The organism is Paenibacillus oryzae (assembly GCF_001675045.1).
Taxonomy (GTDB): Bacteria; Bacillota; Bacilli; order Paenibacillales; family Paenibacillaceae; genus Pristimantibacillus; species Pristimantibacillus oryzae.
On the sequence record NZ_LYPA01000065.1, the window covers coordinates 332,410 to 354,312 of the forward strand.

Annotated in this window: 24 protein-coding genes; 16 read left to right on the plus strand and 8 right to left on the minus strand. The window is 50.1% G+C overall.

Going from position 1 to position 21,903, the window contains the following annotated elements:
• Nucleotides 1-55 precede the first annotated feature (55 nt).
• Nucleotides 56-1,321, minus strand: coding sequence for a methyl-accepting chemotaxis protein (locus A7K91_RS17440; protein ID WP_342671746.1), 1,266 nt, complete (start codon nt 1,319-1,321; stop codon nt 56-58).
• Nucleotides 1,322-1,656: 335 nt separating this feature from the next.
• Here A7K91_RS17440 and A7K91_RS17445 point away from each other — a divergent pair, with 335 nt between their 5' ends.
• Nucleotides 1,657-2,079: an O-methyltransferase gene (locus tag A7K91_RS17445; RefSeq protein WP_068684996.1), complete on the plus strand. Its 423-nt coding sequence runs from the start codon at nt 1,657-1,659 to the stop codon at nt 2,077-2,079.
• Nucleotides 2,080-2,143: 64 nt separating this feature from the next.
• Here the strand turns inward: A7K91_RS17445 and A7K91_RS17450 are convergent, their stop codons facing one another.
• The 3 genes from A7K91_RS17450 to A7K91_RS26750 all read right to left on the minus strand — a co-directional run bounded on the left by A7K91_RS17450 (nt 2,144) and on the right by A7K91_RS26750 (nt 4,419).
• Nucleotides 2,144-3,070 carry a TIGR03943 family putative permease subunit gene (locus A7K91_RS17450; RefSeq protein WP_068684998.1) on the minus strand — a complete coding sequence of 309 codons (927 nt, stop codon included), beginning with the start codon at nt 3,068-3,070 and terminating at the stop codon, nt 2,144-2,146.
• On the minus strand, nt 3,067-4,155 hold the full coding sequence (locus A7K91_RS17455) for a permease (RefSeq protein WP_068685000.1): 1,089 nt from the start codon (nt 4,153-4,155) through the stop codon (nt 3,067-3,069). Before A7K91_RS17455 ends, A7K91_RS17450 begins: the two co-directional genes overlap by 4 nt.
• 87 nt (nt 4,156-4,242) lie before the next feature.
• A complete protein-coding gene (locus A7K91_RS26750; RefSeq protein ID WP_169833426.1) occupies nt 4,243-4,419 on the minus strand; it encodes a DUF5325 family protein in 177 nt (58 codons plus the stop codon).
• Nucleotides 4,420-4,555: 136 nt separating this feature from the next.
• On the opposite strand from A7K91_RS26750, the gene A7K91_RS17460 reads away from it, so the two are divergent.
• Entirely contained in the window at nt 4,556-4,771 is a 216-nt protein-coding gene (locus A7K91_RS17460; RefSeq protein ID WP_068685002.1) for an alpha/beta-type small acid-soluble spore protein, read from the plus strand.
• 150 nt (nt 4,772-4,921) lie between these two features.
• Here the strand turns inward: A7K91_RS17460 and A7K91_RS17465 are convergent, their stop codons facing one another.
• On the minus strand, nt 4,922-5,908 hold the full coding sequence (locus A7K91_RS17465; RefSeq protein WP_068685004.1) for a metal-dependent hydrolase: 987 nt from the start codon (nt 5,906-5,908) through the stop codon (nt 4,922-4,924).
• A gap of 85 nt (nt 5,909-5,993) precedes the next feature.
• Here A7K91_RS17465 and A7K91_RS17470 point away from each other — a divergent pair, with 85 nt between their 5' ends.
• Nucleotides 5,994-6,272 carry a hypothetical protein gene (locus A7K91_RS17470; RefSeq protein WP_068685006.1) on the plus strand — a complete coding sequence of 93 codons (279 nt, stop codon included), beginning with the start codon at nt 5,994-5,996 and terminating at the stop codon, nt 6,270-6,272.
• A gap of 22 nt (nt 6,273-6,294) precedes the next feature.
• Here the strand turns inward: A7K91_RS17470 and gerQ are convergent, their stop codons facing one another.
• A complete protein-coding gene (gerQ, locus tag A7K91_RS17475) occupies nt 6,295-6,750 on the minus strand; it encodes a spore coat protein GerQ (RefSeq protein ID WP_156739639.1) in 456 nt (151 codons plus the stop codon).
• Between the two features lie 394 nt (nt 6,751-7,144).
• On the opposite strand from gerQ, the gene cyoE reads away from it, so the two are divergent.
• Both cyoE and A7K91_RS17490 read left to right on the plus strand, forming a co-directional pair.
• Entirely contained in the window at nt 7,145-8,050 is a 906-nt protein-coding gene (gene cyoE, locus A7K91_RS17485; protein ID WP_082967536.1) for a heme o synthase, read from the plus strand.
• Nucleotides 8,051-8,091: 41 nt separating this feature from the next.
• Nucleotides 8,092-8,697 carry an SCO family protein gene (locus tag A7K91_RS17490; RefSeq protein WP_068685012.1) on the plus strand — a complete coding sequence of 202 codons (606 nt, stop codon included), beginning with the start codon at nt 8,092-8,094 and terminating at the stop codon, nt 8,695-8,697.
• Nucleotides 8,698-8,701: 4 nt separating this feature from the next.
• On the opposite strand, the gene A7K91_RS17495 is transcribed toward A7K91_RS17490, so the two are convergent.
• Complete coding sequence (locus A7K91_RS17495; RefSeq protein ID WP_068685014.1) at nt 8,702-9,073, minus strand: ribonuclease M5; 372 nt, start codon at nt 9,071-9,073, stop codon at nt 8,702-8,704.
• 346 nt (nt 9,074-9,419) lie between these two features.
• A complete protein-coding gene (locus A7K91_RS17500) occupies nt 9,420-10,601 on the minus strand; it encodes an MFS transporter (RefSeq protein ID WP_068685016.1) in 1,182 nt (393 codons plus the stop codon).
• 166 nt (nt 10,602-10,767) lie between these two features.
• Here A7K91_RS17500 and A7K91_RS17505 point away from each other — a divergent pair, with 166 nt between their 5' ends.
• The 11 genes from A7K91_RS17505 to A7K91_RS17555 all read left to right on the plus strand — a co-directional run bounded on the left by A7K91_RS17505 (nt 10,768) and on the right by A7K91_RS17555 (nt 21,860).
• Nucleotides 10,768-11,214 (plus strand): hypothetical protein, encoded by a 447-nt coding sequence (locus A7K91_RS17505; RefSeq protein WP_068685018.1) that lies wholly within the window; start codon nt 10,768-10,770, stop codon nt 11,212-11,214.
• Between the two features lie 77 nt (nt 11,215-11,291).
• Complete coding sequence (locus A7K91_RS17510; RefSeq protein WP_068685020.1) at nt 11,292-13,400, plus strand: peptidoglycan D,D-transpeptidase FtsI family protein; 2,109 nt, start codon at nt 11,292-11,294, stop codon at nt 13,398-13,400.
• 173 nt (nt 13,401-13,573) lie between these two features.
• Nucleotides 13,574-14,548, plus strand: a complete 975-nt coding sequence (locus tag A7K91_RS17515; protein ID WP_068685022.1) for a metal ABC transporter solute-binding protein, Zn/Mn family — start codon at nt 13,574-13,576, stop codon at nt 14,546-14,548.
• A gap of 29 nt (nt 14,549-14,577) precedes the next feature.
• Entirely contained in the window at nt 14,578-15,411 is an 834-nt protein-coding gene (locus A7K91_RS17520) for a metal ABC transporter ATP-binding protein (protein WP_082967538.1), read from the plus strand.
• Nucleotides 15,408-16,349, plus strand: coding sequence for a metal ABC transporter permease (locus tag A7K91_RS17525; RefSeq protein ID WP_068685023.1), 942 nt, complete (start codon nt 15,408-15,410; stop codon nt 16,347-16,349). The genes A7K91_RS17520 and A7K91_RS17525 overlap by 4 nt, the downstream gene beginning before the upstream one ends.
• On the plus strand, nt 16,346-17,248 hold the full coding sequence (locus A7K91_RS17530; RefSeq protein ID WP_068685025.1) for a metal ABC transporter permease: 903 nt from the start codon (nt 16,346-16,348) through the stop codon (nt 17,246-17,248). The genes A7K91_RS17525 and A7K91_RS17530 overlap by 4 nt, the downstream gene beginning before the upstream one ends.
• Nucleotides 17,249-17,284: 36 nt before the next feature.
• Nucleotides 17,285-17,965: an MOSC domain-containing protein gene (locus tag A7K91_RS17535; protein WP_068685027.1), complete on the plus strand. Its 681-nt coding sequence runs from the start codon at nt 17,285-17,287 to the stop codon at nt 17,963-17,965.
• Between the two features lie 187 nt (nt 17,966-18,152).
• Entirely contained in the window at nt 18,153-18,905 is a 753-nt protein-coding gene (locus A7K91_RS17540; protein WP_068685029.1) for a Cof-type HAD-IIB family hydrolase, read from the plus strand.
• 18 nt (nt 18,906-18,923) lie between these two features.
• A complete protein-coding gene (locus A7K91_RS17545; RefSeq protein ID WP_068685031.1) occupies nt 18,924-19,406 on the plus strand; it encodes a DUF456 domain-containing protein in 483 nt (160 codons plus the stop codon).
• A 26-nt stretch (nt 19,407-19,432) separates the two neighbouring features.
• Complete coding sequence (locus tag A7K91_RS17550) at nt 19,433-20,158, plus strand: ThuA domain-containing protein (protein WP_068685033.1); 726 nt, start codon at nt 19,433-19,435, stop codon at nt 20,156-20,158.
• Between the two features lie 22 nt (nt 20,159-20,180).
• A complete protein-coding gene (locus tag A7K91_RS17555) occupies nt 20,181-21,860 on the plus strand; it encodes a putative polysaccharide biosynthesis protein (protein WP_068685035.1) in 1,680 nt (559 codons plus the stop codon).
• Nucleotides 21,861-21,903 lie beyond the last annotated feature (43 nt).

Here is a 21,903-nt window from a genome sequence, read left to right on the forward strand (position 1 = left end):
AAGCCTTTGCTCACGGTATAACCGCTAGCAAAGGCTTAATAAGCTTGAGCATGCTCTACTTGACTTTAAATACCTGAATCGTACGCTGCAATTGAGTTGCCGTTGTCAGCATACGCTCCGTTTCGTCAACGACAGCTTGTACCGACGGAATTTGTTCGTTCATGGAAGCGGATACCTGCTGAGTTCCAGCTGCCGATTCCTCGGTAATGGCTGAAATGTTTTGAATCGCGGCAGAGATTTTTTTGGCGCTTTCCAGCATGGCGTCGCTTTCCTGTGAAAAGGCATATATTTGGTTCGTAATAAACTGGATGCTTTTTTCAATATCTTGAAAAACCAGCTCGGACTGCCGGATATGCTCGGATTGCAGCATAACAACCTCTTCATTTACCTTCATGTTGTTAATCGCAAGATTAATACCCTCGTCTATACTTCTAACAAGGCCAAAAACCTGTTTTGTGGAAGCCGTTGATTCCTCCGCAAGCTTGCGAACCTCCTGGGCAACAATGGCAAAACCACGGCCATGCTCGCCTGCGCGCGCTGCCTCGATGGAAGCATTAAGGGAAAGGAGGTTTGTTTGCTCCGCAATATCGGAAATTGTAGTCGTAATTGCGGAAATGCCCCTTGCCTTCTGAGCAAGTTCTTCAATCGTTTGCGATACCTTGGCGGTGGCTTCGATATTGCGCTGCATGCCTTCGGTCTGAACGCCTAGAGCTTGCATGCCTTTGTCTACCAGCTGTATCGTTTGTTTGGAGCGTTCGTTCATTTCTTTGGTGGAATGAGCGTATCCGGCGACTTTTTTTTCAATTTCATTGATGGAGTCGCTCATATCAGCGACATCCTCCGAAATTTGATTGGCCCCGGTTGCGAGTTCGCCCGCCGATGTGGCTACCTGCTCCATGGCCACCTTCAAGTTGTTGTTTTTGTCGAAAATGCCCCGGCTTGTTTCTGCGACGTGCCTGACGATGTTTGAGGTTTCCGTCAAAATATCCTTCAGCTTGTCCACCATGCTGTTAAAGGAATGACCCAGCTCACCAATGCCCGCATGCATATTGACGTCAATTTTTTGTGTAAAATCCCCTTTTGAAATACGATGCGCAGCGTTGGATATTTCCTCATAGGAATGAGTTACGGTTCGTCCTACAAATGTAATGAGCGGATATGCCAAAAGAGCCAAGAAGATGGATACGATAATGATGGGCCAAACGGGACCGCCCGCGATCGCGGTTGTAAGAACCAGAACAATGGCAAAAAACGCTAAATTTAAATAAGTAGTAATCAGCAATTTGTTACGCACCGACAACGAGTAGTACCATTGCATCATTATGTAAGCGCTCCTTTTTATAAATTAACCACATTATAACATTAAGAAGGCGTAATGGTCTATAATGACGACGGTTAATTTTACCGCAATGCGGTCCTAAGACTCATTGAAAAATGAATATGCCTATAATGGGAATTTGGTGCTTTATGACCTTGTTATTTGCGTGATTTGCGGAATCATCCTCCATTACGCAAAAGCGGGTTCGGAAAATACTAACAAGCTTTTCGGTGAAGAAGCAGTATGCATTTGTTAACATTAGGGCAATACGATGCAGAAAATCATCTGATTATGTCAAATGATGTCGTCGATATGAAAACAATCGGGAGGAATAAACGATGGATAAAAGTGTAACATCTCTTGCAAGACAGCTGGATTTTGTTTTTCGCCAGCTTGAGGGTGAATTGATTAATGCTTCAGCAGGAACGGTGCTGGTACATATCCGCAATAACTATGTAGGCAAATTCGGCATCCGCCACCATCCTATCCAAAGCAGGGATGGAAAGCTTGAAAATGAGGCCGGCAAGCAAAAGGGGCTTACGGCTGCACAGGTGCAGGAGTTTAGGCAAATGGCGATTGATGCGCTCAAATACCGGACCGAATGGACGCACGGGGAGATTTTGTATGATTTTTCGGTCCGCTCCCAATCCGGTTCATGGTCGGCAAGCGTATTATACGAATCCAACTTTAATATGGCGACCTGGGGCAGCCGCTACGCCCCCCAAGCGAAGCAGCCCCAAATGCTGCGGGACTATAGATAAAACGCCCTTTTTCTACTCCAGCAAAAATCCCGGATTACAGCAAGCGCTGGTCCGGGATTTTTCATCAAAAGCCGAATTTTAGATCGGGATATACGTAAGGGGAGAGAGGCGCCTGAATGCGCTCGATATGTGTAACATCCAGCGTCATAATTTCATTCTCCATATAGTCGGAGGTAGTCAGCTTGCCCCGTACCTTGATCCATTCATCCGATTGGTACTCCCCGGCTCTGGGCCAATTAATCATCATACCGTAAGGCAAGGCATCGGCCGAGCAGCAATTCATGGCAAAACGGCTTACAGCCAGCCTGTCATTCCCCATTTCCTCTTCCCTATAAACAAAGCCGCTTAGCTCGACTTCTTTTCCCATCAATGCTTCACGGTACAAATCCAATGTAGTTAATGTTTCAATGAATTGCTCCTCCGGTACAGAAATGAGCTCTTGTCCGTACAGCCGTTTCCCATATTCGGCATGCTCTGCCGTGTATTCATCCGAAGGAAACAAGGCGTCAAGCGGCGTTGCGCCGAATGCAAGCGCAGCTTGTACGGCCTGTGGGGTTCCGCCTGGTTCAGCCGTTGTTGGCAACGCCGCTGTTGCGACAGCATCCTTGCGAACGATGGATTCGCTGCCTGAGAAGCTTACCCCTTTTTTGGCCGCGAGCGAGCTGCCAAGTGTTCCAGCCGGCATGAGAAAGCCCAATACAATCGGAAAAATAAATAGTCCATAGATCATCGTATTTTTGGCAATAGACGGGGAGGGCGCGTGATCGTGGCCGCAATCGCATTTCAGCTCATGGACAGGGCGCTCCCTTTTTTTTCGAAGCCCTTCATATACCTGGTAGCTGCCCGCAATATACAGGCCAAGCGCGGACAGCTTGATTATGAACTCCATGCGAGGTGCGATATATAACGAAATTTCCCCGGTCTGAAACAAATAAACAATAAGCATAGCAAATCCGAGCAGAATAGCCGCTCTTATAAAATGATGGGTCATATGAACGCCTCCGCGATTGCTGCAGCCGCCATTGTCAGGACAGAAGTTAAAGCGATAAGCAGCAGCACAATTTTTAATTTGAAGGTTGTTAAAAGCATCAGCGTATTTTTAAAGTCGATCATTGCTCCGAATACGAGAAAGGAGATAAGCGGACCCGGCTGAAACAGGCTGCTGAAGGAAGCGGCTATAAAGGCATCCGACGTAGAGCATATCGACAGGATAAACGCAAAGCCCATCATGAACATATAAGAAAGAATAGGCTGATCGGAAAATAAAGCTAAAGCGCTGCGATCAACCGCCGTCTGGATAATAGCCGTTAGCAGCGCTCCAAAAATCAAATATTTACCCATCTCGAAAAATTCATCCGATGAATGGGACAATACCGAGGTAAGCTTGCTCCTCCATCTCCCTTTGGCTGCTGTTTGGACGCTATGGACGTGCGAGCGGCTGGAGCCTGCGCCATTTTCCTCATGGATGTGTCGGGTACGACTTCCAGGATGTCCTGGACTGTGTGCGACCAACGATTCGTTGTGCTTTAACGGGCTTTTTTTCATCCATTTACTTAAGATAAGCCCGATGATTACCGCAACGGTAAAAGCAACTGCCATTCGCGAGTAGGCAATGCCAGGGGACAGCCGAAAGGCGCTGTAGGTGGAGGCGAATACGACCGGATTGACGATCGGTCCGGCCAGCAGGTAAACGATGCCTATGTAAGCCGGCATGCCTTTTGCGATTAGACGCCGTACAACCGGTATCATGCCGCATTCGCATAATGGAAAGGCGATGCCCAGAAGCCCGCCGAACAAAACGCCGGCAACAGGATTTTTGGGTGTCCATTTTTTAATCGTTTCGTCCGTCACAAAAGCCTGCAGCAGCGCAGAGAAAATAACGCCCAACAGAATAAAAGGAAAAGCTTCAAGAATAATGCTGATAAAAAGTATTTTGAAGGACTGAAGGTTGGCCGGCTCCGTAAGACGCAGCAATGCCCCGGGCAAGCTGCCGCTGGTTAGAATAAGGGCAGCCATCATAAGGCAGCCCGCGGCTAGCGTTGGAATACCAAGCCGAAGCAGAAGCTTTTGTTGCATAAGCATCCTCCTTTCGTTAGTAATGATTACGAATAAGGTTTATTATAGCTTATGCAACAGCTTCTGGCGATAGGACAACCTCTGATTTTATTTGTTGTTTTTTCTTCGCAGACGAGCCTTTACGATAAAACCGGCGCCTGTGCTAAGCAGAAACAACAAGCTGAACAGCAGCACCAGCCAGCCGTTATGGGCGATGGATATGGCGGTTGCGCTCATGAACAGAACCGATAACACCGCAAAAAACAGAGATAATGATTTGGACATAATGCACGCTCCTTGCAGCTTCGTAAAATTTTCAAAAATGTTTTGAATTTCAGGATAGATTGTTTAAGCCTCGCACATAATATCTTTGCAAGCTTGCAACACAACAACGTGCAGAGGACGAAAGGAGAAATACATCATGGCTAGCAACCGCAGCAACCAACTTATTGTTCCACAAGCGAATCAAGCCCTGAATCAAATGAAGCTGGAGGCAGCTCAGGAGCTTGGCGTACAAATCCCGGCAGATGGTTACTACGGTAATGTTTCCACTCGCGATGCAGGCTCGCTTGGAGGCTATATTACCAAAAAGCTGGTACAAATCGCCGAGCAACAACTTTCCGGCGGTATGCGTTAAAACCAATTCATTACAAACAATCCATGTTGAAAACAACAAGCCCAAGGGAAACCTTGGGCTTGTTTTATCTAGCCTGCGCAGCCTGCAAAAGAGCCTCCCCCCATTGTGAAGGAAGAGGCGCCGGATCGTCAATGCCGTCATTTCAAGGATTCAATACGTCTCCATCCGAAGCCGCTTGGACAGCCGCTCGTCGCTGAGCCAGCCTACGTAGGAGCCGATGGTTTCATAATGCTTGTTCATAAGCAGCACGCCGACAAAAGGATATTGCTTCCGCTGACGGTAACGCACGTCGGACCAGCGCACCTCGAAGCCCCAGTCATGCTCTTTGACATCGGCGCACGCAAAGCTGGTAAAATAGAGAAATGAAGCGATGGCGGGGTCGCTTTTTGACTTTTCTACGGCGGGATGGCTGGAGCAGCGCACCCGATCGACCCAATGCAAGGAGTCGTTGCGCAGGGTGCCTACATGAAACACGCCATCGCGGTCCTCCTTAACAATATTCCAGATGGATAACGATATGGTTGGAATCGCCATGTACGTATCGCCGCTCCTGTAGGATTTGTCTATCCGCTGCAGCCGCTCTACCGTTTTGCGGGACGAGGCAGTGCGCCATGCAAAATATACGCCAAGAAAAAGGTACATAACCGGAAATAGCACAGCCGGATCGGCAATTCCCGCTGCCCAAGCCAATATGGCGATGATATGGGCGGTAAAAATGACGGGATCAAAAATGTGGATGATATTCCACGAAATCCACTTTTCGTTAAAGGGGCGCATGGCCTGAGTGCCATATGAATTAAACAGATCCGTTAACACATGAAGCGAAACCGCCAGCAGCGTCCAGCCGGCGATATGAAGCCAAGGCAATCCTCCCCGATAAATCAATTGCAGCAAAATGGTGATGACAGCTGTCCATGCCAGAATGGCGGGGATGGAATGGGAAATGCCGCGATGATTGCGGATATAACACGCATTGCCGCGCAGCCGGAGCAGATTGTCCAAATCGGGAGCCTGCGAGCCAGCCACGGTCCCGATCAGCACTGCTGTATGGACGGCGGGACTTGCCGCCACTACGGGATCAACCATCGCCAGACCGGCAAGGCCAATGCCCATGACCAGATGTGTGCCAGTATCCATGTATAAGCCTCCTTGAGGGTTGTGGGCTTAGTATCCGCGATGGCAGGAAACTTTATGAGGATGAAAAAGAGGGGACTGACGCCAAATGTACATTTGTTTTGCAGAATACAAAATCATGCCGGAGCACAGGGAGCCGTATCTGGCTTTCGTTAATAAACTGGTGGAGCAGGAAAGCCGCGTGAAGGTTTATGAAGGCAGTGATCAGCGCGAGCTTTTTGTGGAGATATGGACTGCGCAAAGCCAGGAGGAGGCGGACGCAATAAAAGAAGAGCGCTGCGGGGAGCGCTCTTCCTGGCATGCCGTTTCGCAATGGATCGCCGGGGGAGAGGCGAAGCTGCATGTATGGACCTTTAAGCCGATCTAGCCTTTAAACCGTTATCTCATTGTTAGCTCATTGGCGTTCCGGGAGTGACAACGCCGCCCTGGAACGGGTATTCATAGTTGATTGGCCCGTCGAACGTAACATAATCAAGATTCAGCATCAGCAGCAGATAACGCATGCCAGTTGCCGAGTCGCTAATAATAATATGATCCCGGCCAGCCGCTTCAATTACGCCCTTGAAGATTTTGGCGTTCCACTCGCGGTTGTTTTCGTATGTCATATAGAAGGTAGCCGTTTTGCCTCTGTTCAGGCGCAAAATATTTTCCACATAGGATTCTTCCCGTGATGGCTGCGTCGTATAATTGGTACCCGACGGCGTCATGTATCCCCCGCTTGTAGCTGTGGGCGGAACCGCCGCCTGCATGGTTGCCATATGTCCCGTTCCATATGGGCTTTGCCCATAATAACCATAAGGCGTATATCCGCCTTGCATGCCATACATCGCGTTAGCGTTAGGCATTGCGGCATTTTGCATAGCCGCCATGTTGGCTCCTTGCTTGTAGCTGTAGTTGCTCATAAATGTAATCCTCGCTTTCGATTTTAATAAACGACCGGACATTCGCCTGCTTCAGGCACAAAAAAACAATGCGATTTGAAGCGGCCTCTGCCCTCATCAGCCGCGCGAGCACCTTGGTATCTTCCGAGTTGGCCTTGATAACTGCCATTTGAGCTCATTAAGGCGACTTTTTGAACTGTCACTAATAGGCGATGCCCCACATGGATAACGTATGGAGAGAAAGTCAATTTGGTGCATCATGATTTGTCACAATTTCAGTGTCGAATTGATGAACAAAACAGGTGAGCGTTGTCACGATAGCCTTTTTTCGGTATCATTAGAAACGATTCATGAATGAATGTTAAACGACTCACATGTCTGTCGTATAACTCGGGAGGCTAGCTTTGTGCTGAAAGATTTAATAACACTGACGAAACCACGGCTTCTTAGACTAAATATTTTTGCTGCTTTCGGCGGCTTTTGGGTGGCGTCTAAGTGGGATTTTGATTTCTTGCTGATGCTCTGGATGCTGATTGGCTCCACGTTGACCATGGCTTCCTCGACGGTAATCAACAATTATTGGGACCGGGAGCTCGACTTGAAAATGGATCGAACGAGAGGCAGAGCCGTACCCATGAACCGGATCAGCCCGCCCGTGGTGCTGGCTTACGGCCTTGCGATGGGTGTTGCGGGGATAGCGGTTTTGTTTCTGCTGGTCAACCCCATTACGGGGTGGCTGGGCTTGCTTGGCTGGTTTTTTTACATTGTCATTTATACGCTGTGGCTTAAACGGACATCAACCTGGAGCACTTCCGTTGGGGGAGTGGCAGGGGCGATGCCTCCGGTTATCGGATATTGCGCCGTAACCGGCGAGGCGGATATGGGAGCATGGCTGCTGTTCGCGCTTCTGTTTCTGTGGCAGCCCGCGCATTTCTGGTCGCTTGCCATCCGCAGAGTCGAGGAATACCGTGAAGCCGGGTTTCCGCTTCTTCCCGTTGTCAAAGGAGTCAAACGGACCAAGCTTCAAATGATTCCTTATGTTTTGCTGCTTGTTCCGGCTGTCATCTTTATGTATGTATATGGTTATTCGGGCATTTATTTTCTGATTATTGCCGGCTTGCTCACCATTGCATGGCTAATTCACACCATCGGCGGCATAAAAGCCAAGGATACGGAAAAATGGGCCAAGGTCAATTTTTTGATCTCCGTTAATTATTTAATGATTGTTTTTGTTGCAATGATTGCCAACACACCTCACGCCTGATATTATGGAGGGCGAAATGATGGCGAATGGGAGTGTTAGGCATGAGCTTTTTAAAAAGGCATGGATTTAAGATTGCAGTACTGTCTTTATGCGCGGCCATGGGGGTTTATCTTCTGTTCACCTATGTTATCAAGCCCGCGGAGCCGCTGCCGATGCTTGGAGCTGCGCCTGCATTCGAGATGCAGGATATTAAAGGGAATGTTGTTTCGCTGGATTCAACAGCAGGAAAAGTAAGGCTTGTTTATTTTTATTTTGCCAACTGTCCTGATGTTTGCCCTCCAACCACCTTTTTGCTGTCCGGCGTTCAGGACAAGCTTCAGGAACAAGGAAAACTGCCTAGCAAGGTGGAAATGATATCCATCACATTTGATCCGGAGCGGGATACGCCAGAGGTGATCGAAAACTTTGCCAAAAGGCTGGATGTCGATTTTGACGGATGGCATTTTTTGAGGGGCGAGGAGCAAGCGACAACAGAGCTTGCCGATGCATTTAATATCGGGGTCAAAAAGCTGGAGAAAGAAAACACGTTTATCCATTCCAATCTGATTGTACTGGTTGACCAAAATGGCGAGATAAGAGAGTGGATAAGCGGAACCGATGATCAGACGGTAGACTACATCGTTTCCCGGGTCAATAAGCTTTTTTAAGCAATTAAAATTCGTCTTTGCTCCATTGTGTGGCGGGATCGGTCGCGGGATACATAATCTGCGCCTCGAATCCCGCCTTTTCCAATTGAGCTATCAAATACTCTTCCGGGGTATGCTCCACGCCGGAATAGCCCCTTCGTGTATAAATATGCTCCGCATCCGGGAACAGATCACGGAGAATGCCCCTGATTCGTTTGCCGGAGGAATCGTTGTCGGTAAACAGAAAAACCTGCCGGTCTCCCACCTCTCGTCTCAGCTTTTCCAGCTGTTCTGTGCCCGGCGTTCCGAAGGTGCAGTAGATAGGCACGCTGCTATCCAATACCCGGCGAAGTCTGCTTCTGTCGTTTTTTCCTTCTACGATAATGACACTGTCCATGCTTGTCCTCCACATAATTTATTATCCTATTTTATCGCAGCAGGAAAGACGGTTCAACCGAGGGTTGAACCGTCATTTGTCTGTTTGCACATTAGTCAAAAAAGATGATTACCAGCAGAAGCCGACACATAAGATGACAACGAGCAAAATATACAATACAAGCACAGTGCCGATGTTAGAATGTCCATGACAGCCAAATCCTCTGGATACGCCACCCATCTCCGGAGTCACCCCTCTCCTTGGTCCATGAAGCCAATGCGCCGTGTTGCAGTCTCTTGTTGCTCGAGGGCTGCCGCCGCTAGGCACAATGTATCCTATGCTGGCAGATGGAATATGCCTTGTGCGTCTACCCAGCTTTATGAAAATTGGGTGCGGCAGGCGCGATGGAACGGGTTCGGCAGAAGGGTAAAAAAAGCAGCGCCGTCATCAAGGCTAGAAACGCGATGTAATAGGGAGAGATATGATCCCTCAACTGCCCCGCCAGCATTGGTCCAAGGAAGGAGCCGATCGAAAAGGCGATAGCCAAAATGGAAAAGGTTCGCCCGTATCTTGCGCCGCCGCTCAGCTCGATCAGCAGCGTGGACATGGCGGGCATAATGATGCCTTTTGCCATTCCAACGCCAAGCAGCATAACGGCAAGGGGGAGCGGAAAGCCCGTAGCGATACCGAAATATACAAGCGCCAGGCATAATGCCCCCCAGAGCGTCCGCTGAAAGGAAGGTAGACGGTTCAGGAAAAGCATGCTTAGCGTAACCAGCGCTCCGATGCTGACTACTGAAAACAGCAATCCGGTCGTAAGCATGCCTTCCTTGCTGCTTGCCATAAGCGGCAGCTCAAAGCTAAGGATGCCTTGCGCGCAGCTTAACGCAACGGGAAGCAAATAAACAACAATTGGCACATTAGCGTCCTTAAGCGTGTTTTTTGGCTGAAGCGGCTTTTTGACGCGGTTCGGGAGAGCAGCTGCCTTTTCGTTCATTCTGGCATGAATATCCCGAATAAAAATCAACGCGCATAGTGCGGTGACAACCAGAACCCAGCCCAGCACGGTAAAAGCGGTTGAAAACCCGATTTTGGCAACCAGATAAGCGCCTGCCGCGGGAGATACAACTGCGGCCAGCGTATGCACCAGTCCATTGCCTGCCATCAGCTTTCCTTGACCCTCCGGGTCGGTGGTCAGCCTGGCCAACAGCGCCAAGCAAGCGGGCGACAAAAAAGCCAGCACAAAGCCGCTGATTGAACGAAGCAGGAGCAGCTGCCAAGGGTCTGTGACATAAGCCTGGAAGAGCAAAATAATGCCGGCCCCCAACAGGCTGAATACGATAAAGAGACGGCTGCCGAACCTGTCCACCCCGTAACCGGCAATGACGTTGCCAGGCAGATGGGTAATGGAATACATGCCCATCATCAGACCGATAAAGGAGGGAGCTGCCCCGATCGAGATCGCAAACGGCGTCAATATGGGATATTGGGCATGCAAATCAAAAAACGCTACAAACAAAAACAGATATAGCCAAAGTGCGGTTTTCACGGCTGCGGCCTCCTATCGTTTGAAAAAGTCCGTTATCTACTTGTACGCCATAATGGGACGGGATATGTCTTGCCGCCAACGAAGACAGTGGCGTTTACGGACCGTTCGGGGTAGGCTATAATGTTTTGTAATACATATAAGCTAGGTATATAATGGAGGGGTATGGATGAGCTTTCTTGATTTTTCATCGTATGATACAGAGACATGGACTACTTTTTTTCAGGAAAACTGGCTGATTATCGCTATTGCTTTGCTTGTGCTGTTTCTGATTGTGAGAATTGTCAAAACGGTCGTCAAATGGGCGCTTGTGGCTGTTGTCGTGATTGGACTTGTGCTGTACAGCGGATATACGCTGGACGATGTGAAAGAGCTTGGCAGCAAGGTCGTGGACACGGTTAAGCAGGAAGCGGTAAATGTTATGCTTGGCGAAGCGGACAAAGCGGAGTACAAAGCGGGTTCGGACGGAACCTTTACTATTACAACGGACAACATTGAATTAACGGGCAAAACCGGTTCCGCCGAAGTGAAGGTTTCGCTCAAGGGTGCGCCGGCGATTACCCTTCAGCTGGATAGCACCATTCAGGGATTTATAGACGAGGCTAAAAGCAAGTAATAGTGAGTTTATGGTACGAATATTTCAATAACAACGGCAACATGGAATGCCTGGGTTCAGTATAGGGAGTGGGAAATATGCAGGACGATCATCAAAAGCGTGAAATCGACAACAGGCGGAATTTTTCTTTCCGGTTAAACTTTTTTTTCTTTATTACATTTGCGTTGTTCAGTCTTTTAATTGTGAAGCTGGCCGTACTGCAATTTGTTGAAGGACCAACGCTAAGCGCGGAAGGCGCCCGCAAAGGCACCAGGAGTACCGAAATTCCGCCAATTCGAGGTAACATTTATGATGCCAATGGTTATCCCATTGCTTATTCCACCTCAACCCAGTCGCTTTATTACAGCATTCAGCCAGGGAAAAACTCGGATGAGCTGGCTCGTGAGACGGCCAAGGAGCTGGCTAAAATATTTAATGAATATGGCGATCCCGAAAAGGCGATGACCGAAGAAGACGTTATTTTCCAGATGGACCTTGATTTCCGCCGAAACATTATTTCTGTGCCTAGACGTATTAAATCGGGCTTGAGCAACAAAGAAATTGCTTATTTTATGGAGAATCGTACGGCCTTCAAGGGTGTCCAGATTATGGAGGAAAGCGTCCGCAATTATGATAAAGATTCTATTGCTGTTCAGCTTGTCGGTTATTTGAAAAAATATAAGGGTGTTCGGGTAGACGATCCTTTTTATATGGAAAAAATGAAGGAAGAGAATAAACTGCTGAAGTATCTTGAAGAGGAAGAGGTAGGACTGGACGGTCTTGAATTTATGTACCAGGATGTGCTGAGGGGCAAAAACGGACTAAAATCCTTCCCGGTTAACAATAAAGAGCAAATTATCGGTCCGGTGCAAATTACCAACCCGGAAAAAGGCGCGGATCTTTATTTGACCATCAACAAGGATGTTCAGCTGTTGACCGAGCAAGCCATTATGGATCATCTGGCCAAAATCAGAACCTCTACGGATAAATACGAAAGAGCGAAGGATGCCCAAACCGGGTTTGCGGTAGCAATGGAGGTAGAAACCGGTAAGGTGGTCGCGATGGCCAGCATGCCGGATTACGACCCTAATATTTGGGCTGGGGGAAGCATCAGCGCAGAGGATTACGCCAATTTTGGCTACGTTCTTGCTAACGGCACGATTCGCTCAGTATACGGTCCTTACAAAACCGACGAAGAGCGGAACCAGCATCCATCCTCCATTGTGCCGCTGGGGTCCACTATGAAACCCCTGACCGTGCTAATTGGCCTGAATGAAGGTTTGTTTACGACATCAACACGTTATACCGATACGGGTGTTTTTACGTATGGCAGAAAAGGTTATGAAACAAATATCCGGAATTCCCAATTCAAAGCTTTTGGCTCTATAACCGGCGCAGACGCCATTCGATATTCCTCCAACCCTTTTATGGCGGCAATGGTGGGCAACAAGCTTTTTTTGAGGGGGGAGGTTGACGGTAAATCATCTGTTGAAATATGGGATGACTATATGAAGCAGTTTGGACTTGGCGTTTTGACGGGCAGCGGCCTGCGCGGCGAATCCAAAGGCGTCATCGAGTATTTCGGAGAAGCTGAGCGGGCAAGCGCCCAATCCGCCTTGGTTCAAGCCTCCTTTGGTCAGCAGGGGCGTTATACGGCCTTGCAGCTTGCGCAATATACGGTTATGCTGGCGAATCGGGGCAAACGCCTTAAGCCGCAATTCGTTAATGAAATCAGGGATGCCGACGGCAATTTGCTGCAAAGCTATAAAACCGAAATTTTGAACGAAGTACAGTATGATGAAGCTTATTGGAAGCAAATCGAACAAGGCATGTCCCAGGTTAATGTCCGGGGCTTTGATGACTTTCCATACGAATTCAACCGCAAAACGGGTACGTCGCAGCAGCAGGTTGCCAAACGGATGGCGGAAAACGCGGTATTTATCGCCTATGCGCCCGCCAAAAATCCCAAGCTTGCCGTAGCGGTTGTTGTGCCGGACGGCGGGTTCGGCGGTTATGGCGCAGCGCCGATCGCGCGAAAGATTTTTGACGCCTACGATGACTATATTGGCTTGACTGGCGTTCCCAAAAAGCCGGAGGCTGCAACGAAGCAGGACGGGAGTTCCGCTAATGGGGATGCGGCCGGCTCTGCTGAGGATGCAGGGGACAATGCGGAGCCGAATGGAGAAGCAACCGCAAACTCTCAATAATTAGGACAAAATCCCGATAGGGCCGAAGAATGACCGTAAACCACGGCGTTCTTCGGTTCTTTTTTGTTTTAAAAATAAATGTTGCACAAGAGAAACATTTTTGTGTATTATTAAAAAAGAGGCGCTGAACAAAATAAACGTCTTTGATGCAAAAAATGGGGAGGGACTAATTCATGAGGAAAAAAAAGTATAAAGTCAATTCGGCCGTGCGCCGTTTTATAATGTCGATCTTGTTTTTGACAATGGCTGCAGCACTGGCGGCTTGCAGCGGTACTAACGGTAACGGAGAAAAGGATGGGGAATCCGGCAAGCTGAGGGTGACAGCGACAACCGGCATGATCGCGGATGCCGCCGCCAATGTTGGCGGCGAGCATGTCATCGTAACGGGGCTGATGGGCCCAGGCATCGACCCGCATTTGTATAAAGCGTCGCAGGGCGATGTCAAGAAGCTCGACGGTGCAGACATCATCTTTTACAATGGCCTTCATCTGGAAGGGAAAATGGGTGAAATCTTTGAGAAGCTGGAGAAAAGAAAACCTGTTGTAGCCGTTTCAGCAAACATTGATGAGTCGCTCCTGCATGGCGATCCGGCGGCAAAGGGCGAGGCCGTGCACGATCCCCATATCTGGTTTAACGTCAAATTGTGGATGTCGGCAGTAGAAACGATTCGCGACGCATTATCGGAGAAGGACCCCCAAAACGCGGCAGCCTACGAGCAAAATGCGGCGGCATACTTAAACGAATTGGAGAAGCTGGATCAATACGCACAGGAGCAGATTGCACAAATACCGGAAAAAAGCCGTATACTGGTCACAGCCCATGATGCGTTTGGTTACTTCGGTGAAGCTTATGGCCTCCAGGTAACAGGATTGCAGGGTATGAATACCATGTCGGAATACGGCTCCAAGGATGTAAGCGAGCTGCGGGACTTTCTAGTAAAAAATGAAATCAAAGCTGTTTTTATCGAATCCAGCGTATCCTCCAAGTCCATTCAGTCGGTCATAGAAGGAGCGCGCACATTGGGACATGAGGTATCTATCGGAGGCGAGCTTTTCTCTGATGCAATGGGGGATGAAGGAACCGTGGAAGGCACCTACATCGGAATGGTTCGCCATAACGTAGACACGATTGTAAAAGCCCTTAAATAAATATCCTCTTAAGGAAGGAAGCGACGGGAATGAAAACATTAGATAAACTACACCAGCATGGAGCTGGCGGCGTAAAGGCTCCCTCCGGAGCGACTTCCCCGCTTAGCGTGTCGGGTTTAAGCGTGGCTTACCAGAAAAAACCGGTGCTTCGCGATGTCACCTTTGAAGTGAATGAAGGAGAGCTGATTGGCGTCATCGGGCCAAACGGAGCGGGCAAATCAACAATGATGAAGGCGGCTCTGGGACTTATTCCAAGCATTTCCGGCGAGGTGCTGGTCTACGGAAAACCTTGCAGCGAGCAGCGCAGATTGATCGGCTATGTGCCGCAGCGCGAATCGGTGGATTGGGATTTTCCAACCAATGCGCTTGACGTTGTGCTGATGGGCACTTACGGACGGCTGGGATGGATACGCCGCCCCGGCGCCAAGGAAAAGGCCGAAGCGATGGAATGCCTGCGCAAGGTCGGAATGGCGGATTACGCCGACAGGCAAATCAGCCAGCTTTCGGGCGGCCAGCAGCAGCGGGTTTTTCTGGCCCGCGCGCTTGTGCAAAACGCCAAGCTGTATTTTATGGACGAACCTTTTGCAGGCGTAGACGCAGCGACGGAAAAGGCCATTATTACGCTGCTTCAGGAGCTGAAAAAAAACGGGAAAACGGTTATCGTGGTCCATCACGATTTGGCGACGGTTCAGCAATATTTCGACTCCGTGCTGCTGCTTAATGTAGAGTTAAAAGGCTTTGGGCCTACCTCCAGAGTGTTTACACAGGATATGCTCCAGCATACCTATGGCGGAAGGCTGGCGTTTCTGGATCACACCATTGCGGCGGGAGCGACTGAGGCTCACGGGGGTGTAAGCTTATGAATAACTTTTTCGCTATGCTTGGCGATCCCAATATGCGCTGGATTTTTCTGGGCTGCATGCTGCTGGGGCTTAGCAGCGGCGTAATCGGGAGCTTCTCGTATTTGCGCAAGCAAAGCCTGGTTGGCGATACGCTGGCGCATGCCGCATTGCCCGGCATCTGCATAGCCTTTATGCTGACGGGCGTCAAATCCATAGGCGTGTTTCTCGTTGGAGCTGCGGCGGCAGGCTTTCTGGCAACGTTTGGCATCAGCTTTATTACAAGACATACCAAGCTGAAGCAGGATGCGGCGCTTGGTATTGTTTTATCTTCATTTTTTGGACTCGGCATCGTATTGCTTACCTTTATCCAGCATGGCGATTATGGCAACCAAGCCGGCTTGGACAAGTTTTTGTTCGGGCAGGCTGCCGCTATGGTGGGCGGCGACGTTATAACCATGTCCGTCATCTCCGCCGTTCTGGTCGGAATTTGCAGCTTGTTGTTCAAGCAATTCAAGCTGATCTCCTTTGATCCCGGCTTTGCAAAAGGGCTTGGCTACCGGGTCGGCTTGCTGGAGCAGCTGTTGATGCTTCTGGTCGTCGTTGCCGTTGTAATCGGCATTCAGGCCGTTGGGGTTGTGCTTATTGCCGCGCTTCTCATTACACCGGCCGTATCCGCCCGCTACTGGACTAACACGCTTGGCATTATGGTGACACTATCCGGCATGATCGGAGCGTTAAGCGGCGGACTTGGCGCCTGGATTAGCTCCTCCGTCTCCAACCTGCCGACAGGGCCGGTTACGGTATTGGCGGCTACTTTGTTTTTTGCGGCTTCGGTGCTGCTTGGACCGGAGAGAGGTTTGCTGGCCAAATGGCTGCTTAGACAAAAGGTTAAACGGAGCTATCATGCTGAGCGCGAGGTGCGGATTGCGGAAGCGATGAAAGGGGAGAGCGTATCATGAGCGACTTCTGGATACTTTTGACGGGTTCGTTAGTTGCGGCATGCTGCGGTATCGTAGGCGTCTTTCTTGTGCTTCGCAAAATGGCGATGATCGGCGACGCCATCAGCCATTCCGTCATGCCCGGCATTGTGATCGCGTTTCTGCTGAGCGGCTCCCGGGATTCCATGCTTATGATGAGCGCGGCGCTTCTTTTTGGCCTCATTACGACGTTTCTTATTGGTCTGATGCAGCGGACCGGCATTCAGTCGGATGCTTCGATCGGCGTTGTGTTTACCGCGCTGTTTGCCATTGGAGTCATTCTCGTCAGCTTGTTCGCCAGACAGGTTCATTTGGATCAGGACGCAATTTTGTATGGCGAAATTGCTTTTGTCCACTGGAATATTTGGGAGCTCGGCGGCGTTAATATGGGACCAAAAGCGGTTTGGCTGCTAGGTTTTACGCTGGTCGTCATCATTGCGGTAATCAGCCTGTTTTATAAGCAGTTCAAGCTGGCGTCCTTTGACCCGGCGCTGGCGGCGGCGGTAGGCATACCCGTTGCATTTTTCCATTACCTTCTGATGGGGCTTGTGTCCATGGCGACCGTTTCCTCCTTTGAAAGCGTAGGCGCCATTCTGGTTGTCGGCTTGCTGATCATTCCGCCGTCAACCGCCTATTTGCTGACAGACCGGCTCGGTGTTATGCTTGGCTTAAGCGTTGCCGTCGGAGTTGCCGGAACCTTCCTTGGTTACGGGGCCTCCGTTCTTCTGGATGCATCCATTGCCGGATGTATGGTTGTTGCGGTTGCTGTGCTGTTTGCGGCTGCGTTTCTCTTTTCGCCATCGCAAGGTCTTGTTGTGACGAAGCTCAGACAGAGACGTCTTGCGGCGCAGGCGGCGATTGCCTCCGTTCAGAAGCAATAAGCGGCATTAAACGATTGACGGGGAGAGAATGCGGAGATGATTGAGGCTTCAGTGCTTTCACTGAATATCGGCTTGCCTGCGCAGATGCCCTTTAAGGGCAAGGAGGTATCTACGGGTATCTTCAAAAAACCTGTGCAGGGGCCGCTTTTTTTATCCAGGCTTAACTTTGAGGGAGATGGTCAAGCCGACACCGTTCATCACGGAGGAGCGGATAAAGCAGTATGCGTTTATCCCTATGAGCATTATGCCTACTGGGAGCGTGAGCTGGACATTAAGCTGGAGCCGGGCGCTTTTGGCGAAAATGTGACGCTTGACGGGCTGAGGGAAGACGACGTACATATCGGAGATATTTTTTCGTTAGGGGAAGCGGTCGTCCAGATTAGCCAGCCGCGCCAGCCGTGCTTCAAGCTTGCGCTTCGTTATGGCGTTCCCGAAATGCCGGTCAAGGTGCAGGAGACGGGATATACGGGCTTTTATTTTCGCGTACTTAAGGAAGGCAAGGTGGAGCGCTTGGACAAACTGACCCGGACGCAGCGGCATCCGCACGGTATTTCCGTCTCAGAGGCCAATCGGCTAATGCATGTGGACAAAAATGATCCCGATGCGGCCAGGGCCATGCTGCAGGTGGAGGAGTTGTCCGAAAGCTGGCGCAAAACATTGATGAAGCGGATTGCGGGAAGCGAAGCCGATACCACGACCCGCTTAGAAGGCATTTGAACAAACTAGTGGTCCTTTGCTTTCCATACGGACTGCTCCGACATGCTCCGACACGTCTCCCGAGGCGTGTCTTTTCTTTTTTCTAAACATTGACGACATTGACGAATCTCCTTTCTCCCGTTTGGTTTCCGGCACAGATATGATAGAATAAGACGGTATATCAGGAACGGAGAAGGGATGGAGCAAAATGGCAAACTATAAGCTGGTGGCACTGGACATGGATGGCACGCTGCTTAACGATCAAAGTGAAATCAGCAGCGAAAATGCCGAATGGATCGCCAAGGCGCTTCAAGCGGGCGTAACGGTATGTTTCTCAACCGGACGCGGCTTTGTCAGCGCGCTGCCCTTTGCGGAGCAGCTTGGCCTGGAAACGCCGATGATTACCGTTAACGGCGGCGAGATATGGGCGAAACCACATGTGCTGCACAAACGTATAGAGTTAAGTCCAGTTTATGTCAAGCAGCTGCATGAGCTGGCCCGGAAATATCCGGAGGTGTGGTACTGGGCGTATTCAACAGAAGGCATATATAATAAAGAAAAGTGGATTGCGGCCGACAAGGATTACACGGATTTCAACTGGCTTAAATTCGGCTATTACACGGAGGACGATGCCGCAAGAGAAGCGCTTCGCAAGGAAGCGGCCTCATGGGGAGCGCTGGAGCTCAGCAACTCGTCGCCCCATAACATAGAGCTAAATCCTATTGGCGTGTCCAAAGCAAGCGCGATGGAGGAGCTTTGCGCCATGCTTGGCATCAGGATGCAGGACGCGGTAGCTGTTGGCGACAGCCTCAACGATATCGAAGCAATCAAGGCAGCGGGGCTTGGCGTTGCCATGGGCAATGCTCAGGACCTGGTCAAGGAAGCGGCGGACGTTGTTACGCTGGACAATAATGAGCATGGAGTTGCCGAAGCTATCAGGTGTTACGTATTGGCTGATTGATAACGGAGGAGATGCGGCATGGATATTTTGGGCTGGGTATTAGTTATTCTGCTTTTTGTGATTGGCATGGCGGGAACGATCTATCCCATTTTGCCGGGGGCGCTGGCTATTTATGCCGCCTTTTTTGTTTATGGCTTTTTTTTCTCGTTCAAGGAGTTCGGGTTTTGGTTCTGGACGATCCAAAGCTTGATTGTCATTATTTTGTTTATCGCGGATTATGCCGTCAGCGCATGGGGCGTCAAGCGATTCGGGGGAACAAAAGCATCCGTGGTGGGCAGCACGATCGGATTGATTGCCGGTCCATTCGTCATTCCGGTATATGGCCTCATCATCGGACCGTTTGGCGGCGCGGTAATTGGAGAACTCATTGCGGGCAGAAGCCTGGAGCAGTCCATTAAAGCGGGCTGGGGAGCTTTAGTTGGCCTCTTTACCAGCGTTGTGGTCAAAATCATTTTGCAGCTTGTTATGATTATCGCTTTTATACTGTGGCTCGTTTTTTAACAACTATGAAATCGAGGCGGGAATGTATGATCAGATTAACCATTTGGAACGAATATTGGCATGAGCATCATAATGAAATCGTCAAAAGCATATATCCCGACGGCATACATGCCGCTTTGAAAATGGGGCTTGCAGGAGATGATTTGCACATATCCACGGCAACGCAGCAGGAGGAGCAGCATGGTCTGAATGCAGAGAAACTGGCCAACACCGATGTGTTGATCTGGTGGGGACACAAAACGCATGACGAGGTTGATGACGCCGTTGTGGAAGCCGTGCAAAAGCGCGTTTGGGAAGGCATGGGGCTGATCGTGCTTCACTCCGGTCACTTCTCCAAGCTGTTCAAAAAATTGATGGGCACCAGCTGCGATCTCAAATGGCGCGAGGCGGACGAAAAGGAACGTTTATGGGTCGTTAACCCCGCCCATCCAATTGCCGCGGGAGTGCCGGAGCACATTACGCTGGAAAAGGAAGAAATGTACGGTGAGCACTTTGATATTCCTGCGCCGGACGAGCTGGTTTTTGTCAGCTGGTTTGAAGGCGGCGAAGTGTTCAGAAGCGGCTGCACCTTCCACAGGGGACAAGGGAAAATCTTTTATTTCCGTCCCGGGCACGAAACATATCCAACCTATTACAACAAGGATATTCTGAAAGTTATCGGTAATGCCGTACGCTGGGCGGCCCCATCCGGAGCAGCGGCCCCGGTTCGCGGCAACCATAAGCCGCTTGAACCGATAGCTGTCAAACCTTAAAAAGACGGGAAGCCACAATGCCATGGTAAAAAAAGACTCATTAATTAAAGGTACGCTTATTTTGGCGGCAGCGGCGCTGACAGCCCGGGCGCTAGGCCTGTTCCAGCGTATTCCGCTCGACTACATGCTGGGCACGGAGGGCAGCAATGCCTTTACGGACGCCAACAATATTTATTTGCTTTTGCTGCTTATAGCAACCGCGGGATTTCCCAGCGCGATCAGCAAAATGGTGTCGGAGCGGTTTGCGTTAGGACGCCCCGACGAGGCCAAACGGATTTTCCATGCGGGATTGGTGTTTGGCGCAGCAGCCGGCCTCATTCTGGCAATTGCCTTGTATATGCTGGCGCCCGCATACGCAACCTTGACCAAAGGCGAAGGCAGTGTGCTTGCGGTCAGAGCCATTGCGCCTGCATTGCTGTTTTTTCCGATCATTGCCATGATGCGGGGGTATTATCAAGGCAGGCAAATGATGGCCGCAGGCGGAACCTCTCAAATTGTCGAGCAATTTCTGCGCGTTCTGCTGGGGATTGGCCTAGGCTTGATTGTGCTTCAGCTGGGCTGGGGCGAGCGCTGGGTAGCAGCGGCCGTATCATTCGGCACTGTGTTTGGCGGCATAGGAGCATTGGTCGTTATGCTGCGGTTTGGCCGCAGGCTAAAGCGTCAGGATGATGCCGAACAGGCTAACGGCGTTGCGGGGGCGGAAGCCACCGCCGCTTTGATGGGACCCGCACGAAATGCCGGCAGCCGTGAACCGCTAAAATACCGAAATATATATCGCGAAATTTTTGCGATGTCCTTGCCCGCAATCATTACCTCGATGGCGGTAAATCTTGTTTATCTATTTGATACAGCGCTAATTCCGCGATTGACGGAGAGCTATTACGGTCTTCAGATGGCTTTGGATATAAAAAAGGACTTCGGCATCAAGGCGATTTCTCTTGCCGGCATTCCGCCTATTTTGGCAATTGCGCTTGGTTCATCCATCATTCCGATAATTGCTTCCGCCTATTCCTTGCGCAATATGAACGTGGTTCAGCGGCAAGCCTCCATGGTGATGCGAATTGTTTGCTTTACGGGCGTTCCAATTGCTCTCCTGCTCAGCATTGCGTCCTTCTCCATTACCGGATTGCTTTTCAAAGGCACTTCCGGCTATGAGGTTGTAGCGGCGCTTACGGCGGGTACAATTCTGCAAATTACAATGATGACCTCAAACTCCATCCTGTATGGAATGAGCAAGCAAAGGGTGTCCATGCGACACACATTAATTGGACTTGGGCTTAAGGTTGTGGCTAGTATCGCTCTTGCTCCGCTTATGGGTATATTCGGCATGATCATCGGGTCGACGGTTTGCTTTGCCGCTGTTACACTGCTTAACCTTCGCCACATCAACCGCGAAGTCAAGCTTGTTGTTTTCGGCAAACGCTGGCTGCCGTATATCGCCGCTGTTGCCATTTCGGCATTAGCCGGATGGGGCGCGGAATACGGTATGCTGGAGCTGAGCAAGGGATTGCCAGCCAAGCTGTCCTATTTCCTGGCCGCCGGTACGGCTGCTATTGTTGTAGGAGGTTTGTATTTCGTTCTGCTCATCATGCTGCGGGTTATTACGGCTGACGATGTTTCATCGCTTCCAGGACGTCTGCGCAAGCCGTTCCAGCGTCTGATGAAGCTGGTGCCGGGCGGACGGCTTAAAGCCGGAGGGTAGCAGGGCAACGCATCCAATAGGAGCGGACATGGGCAGACATGTC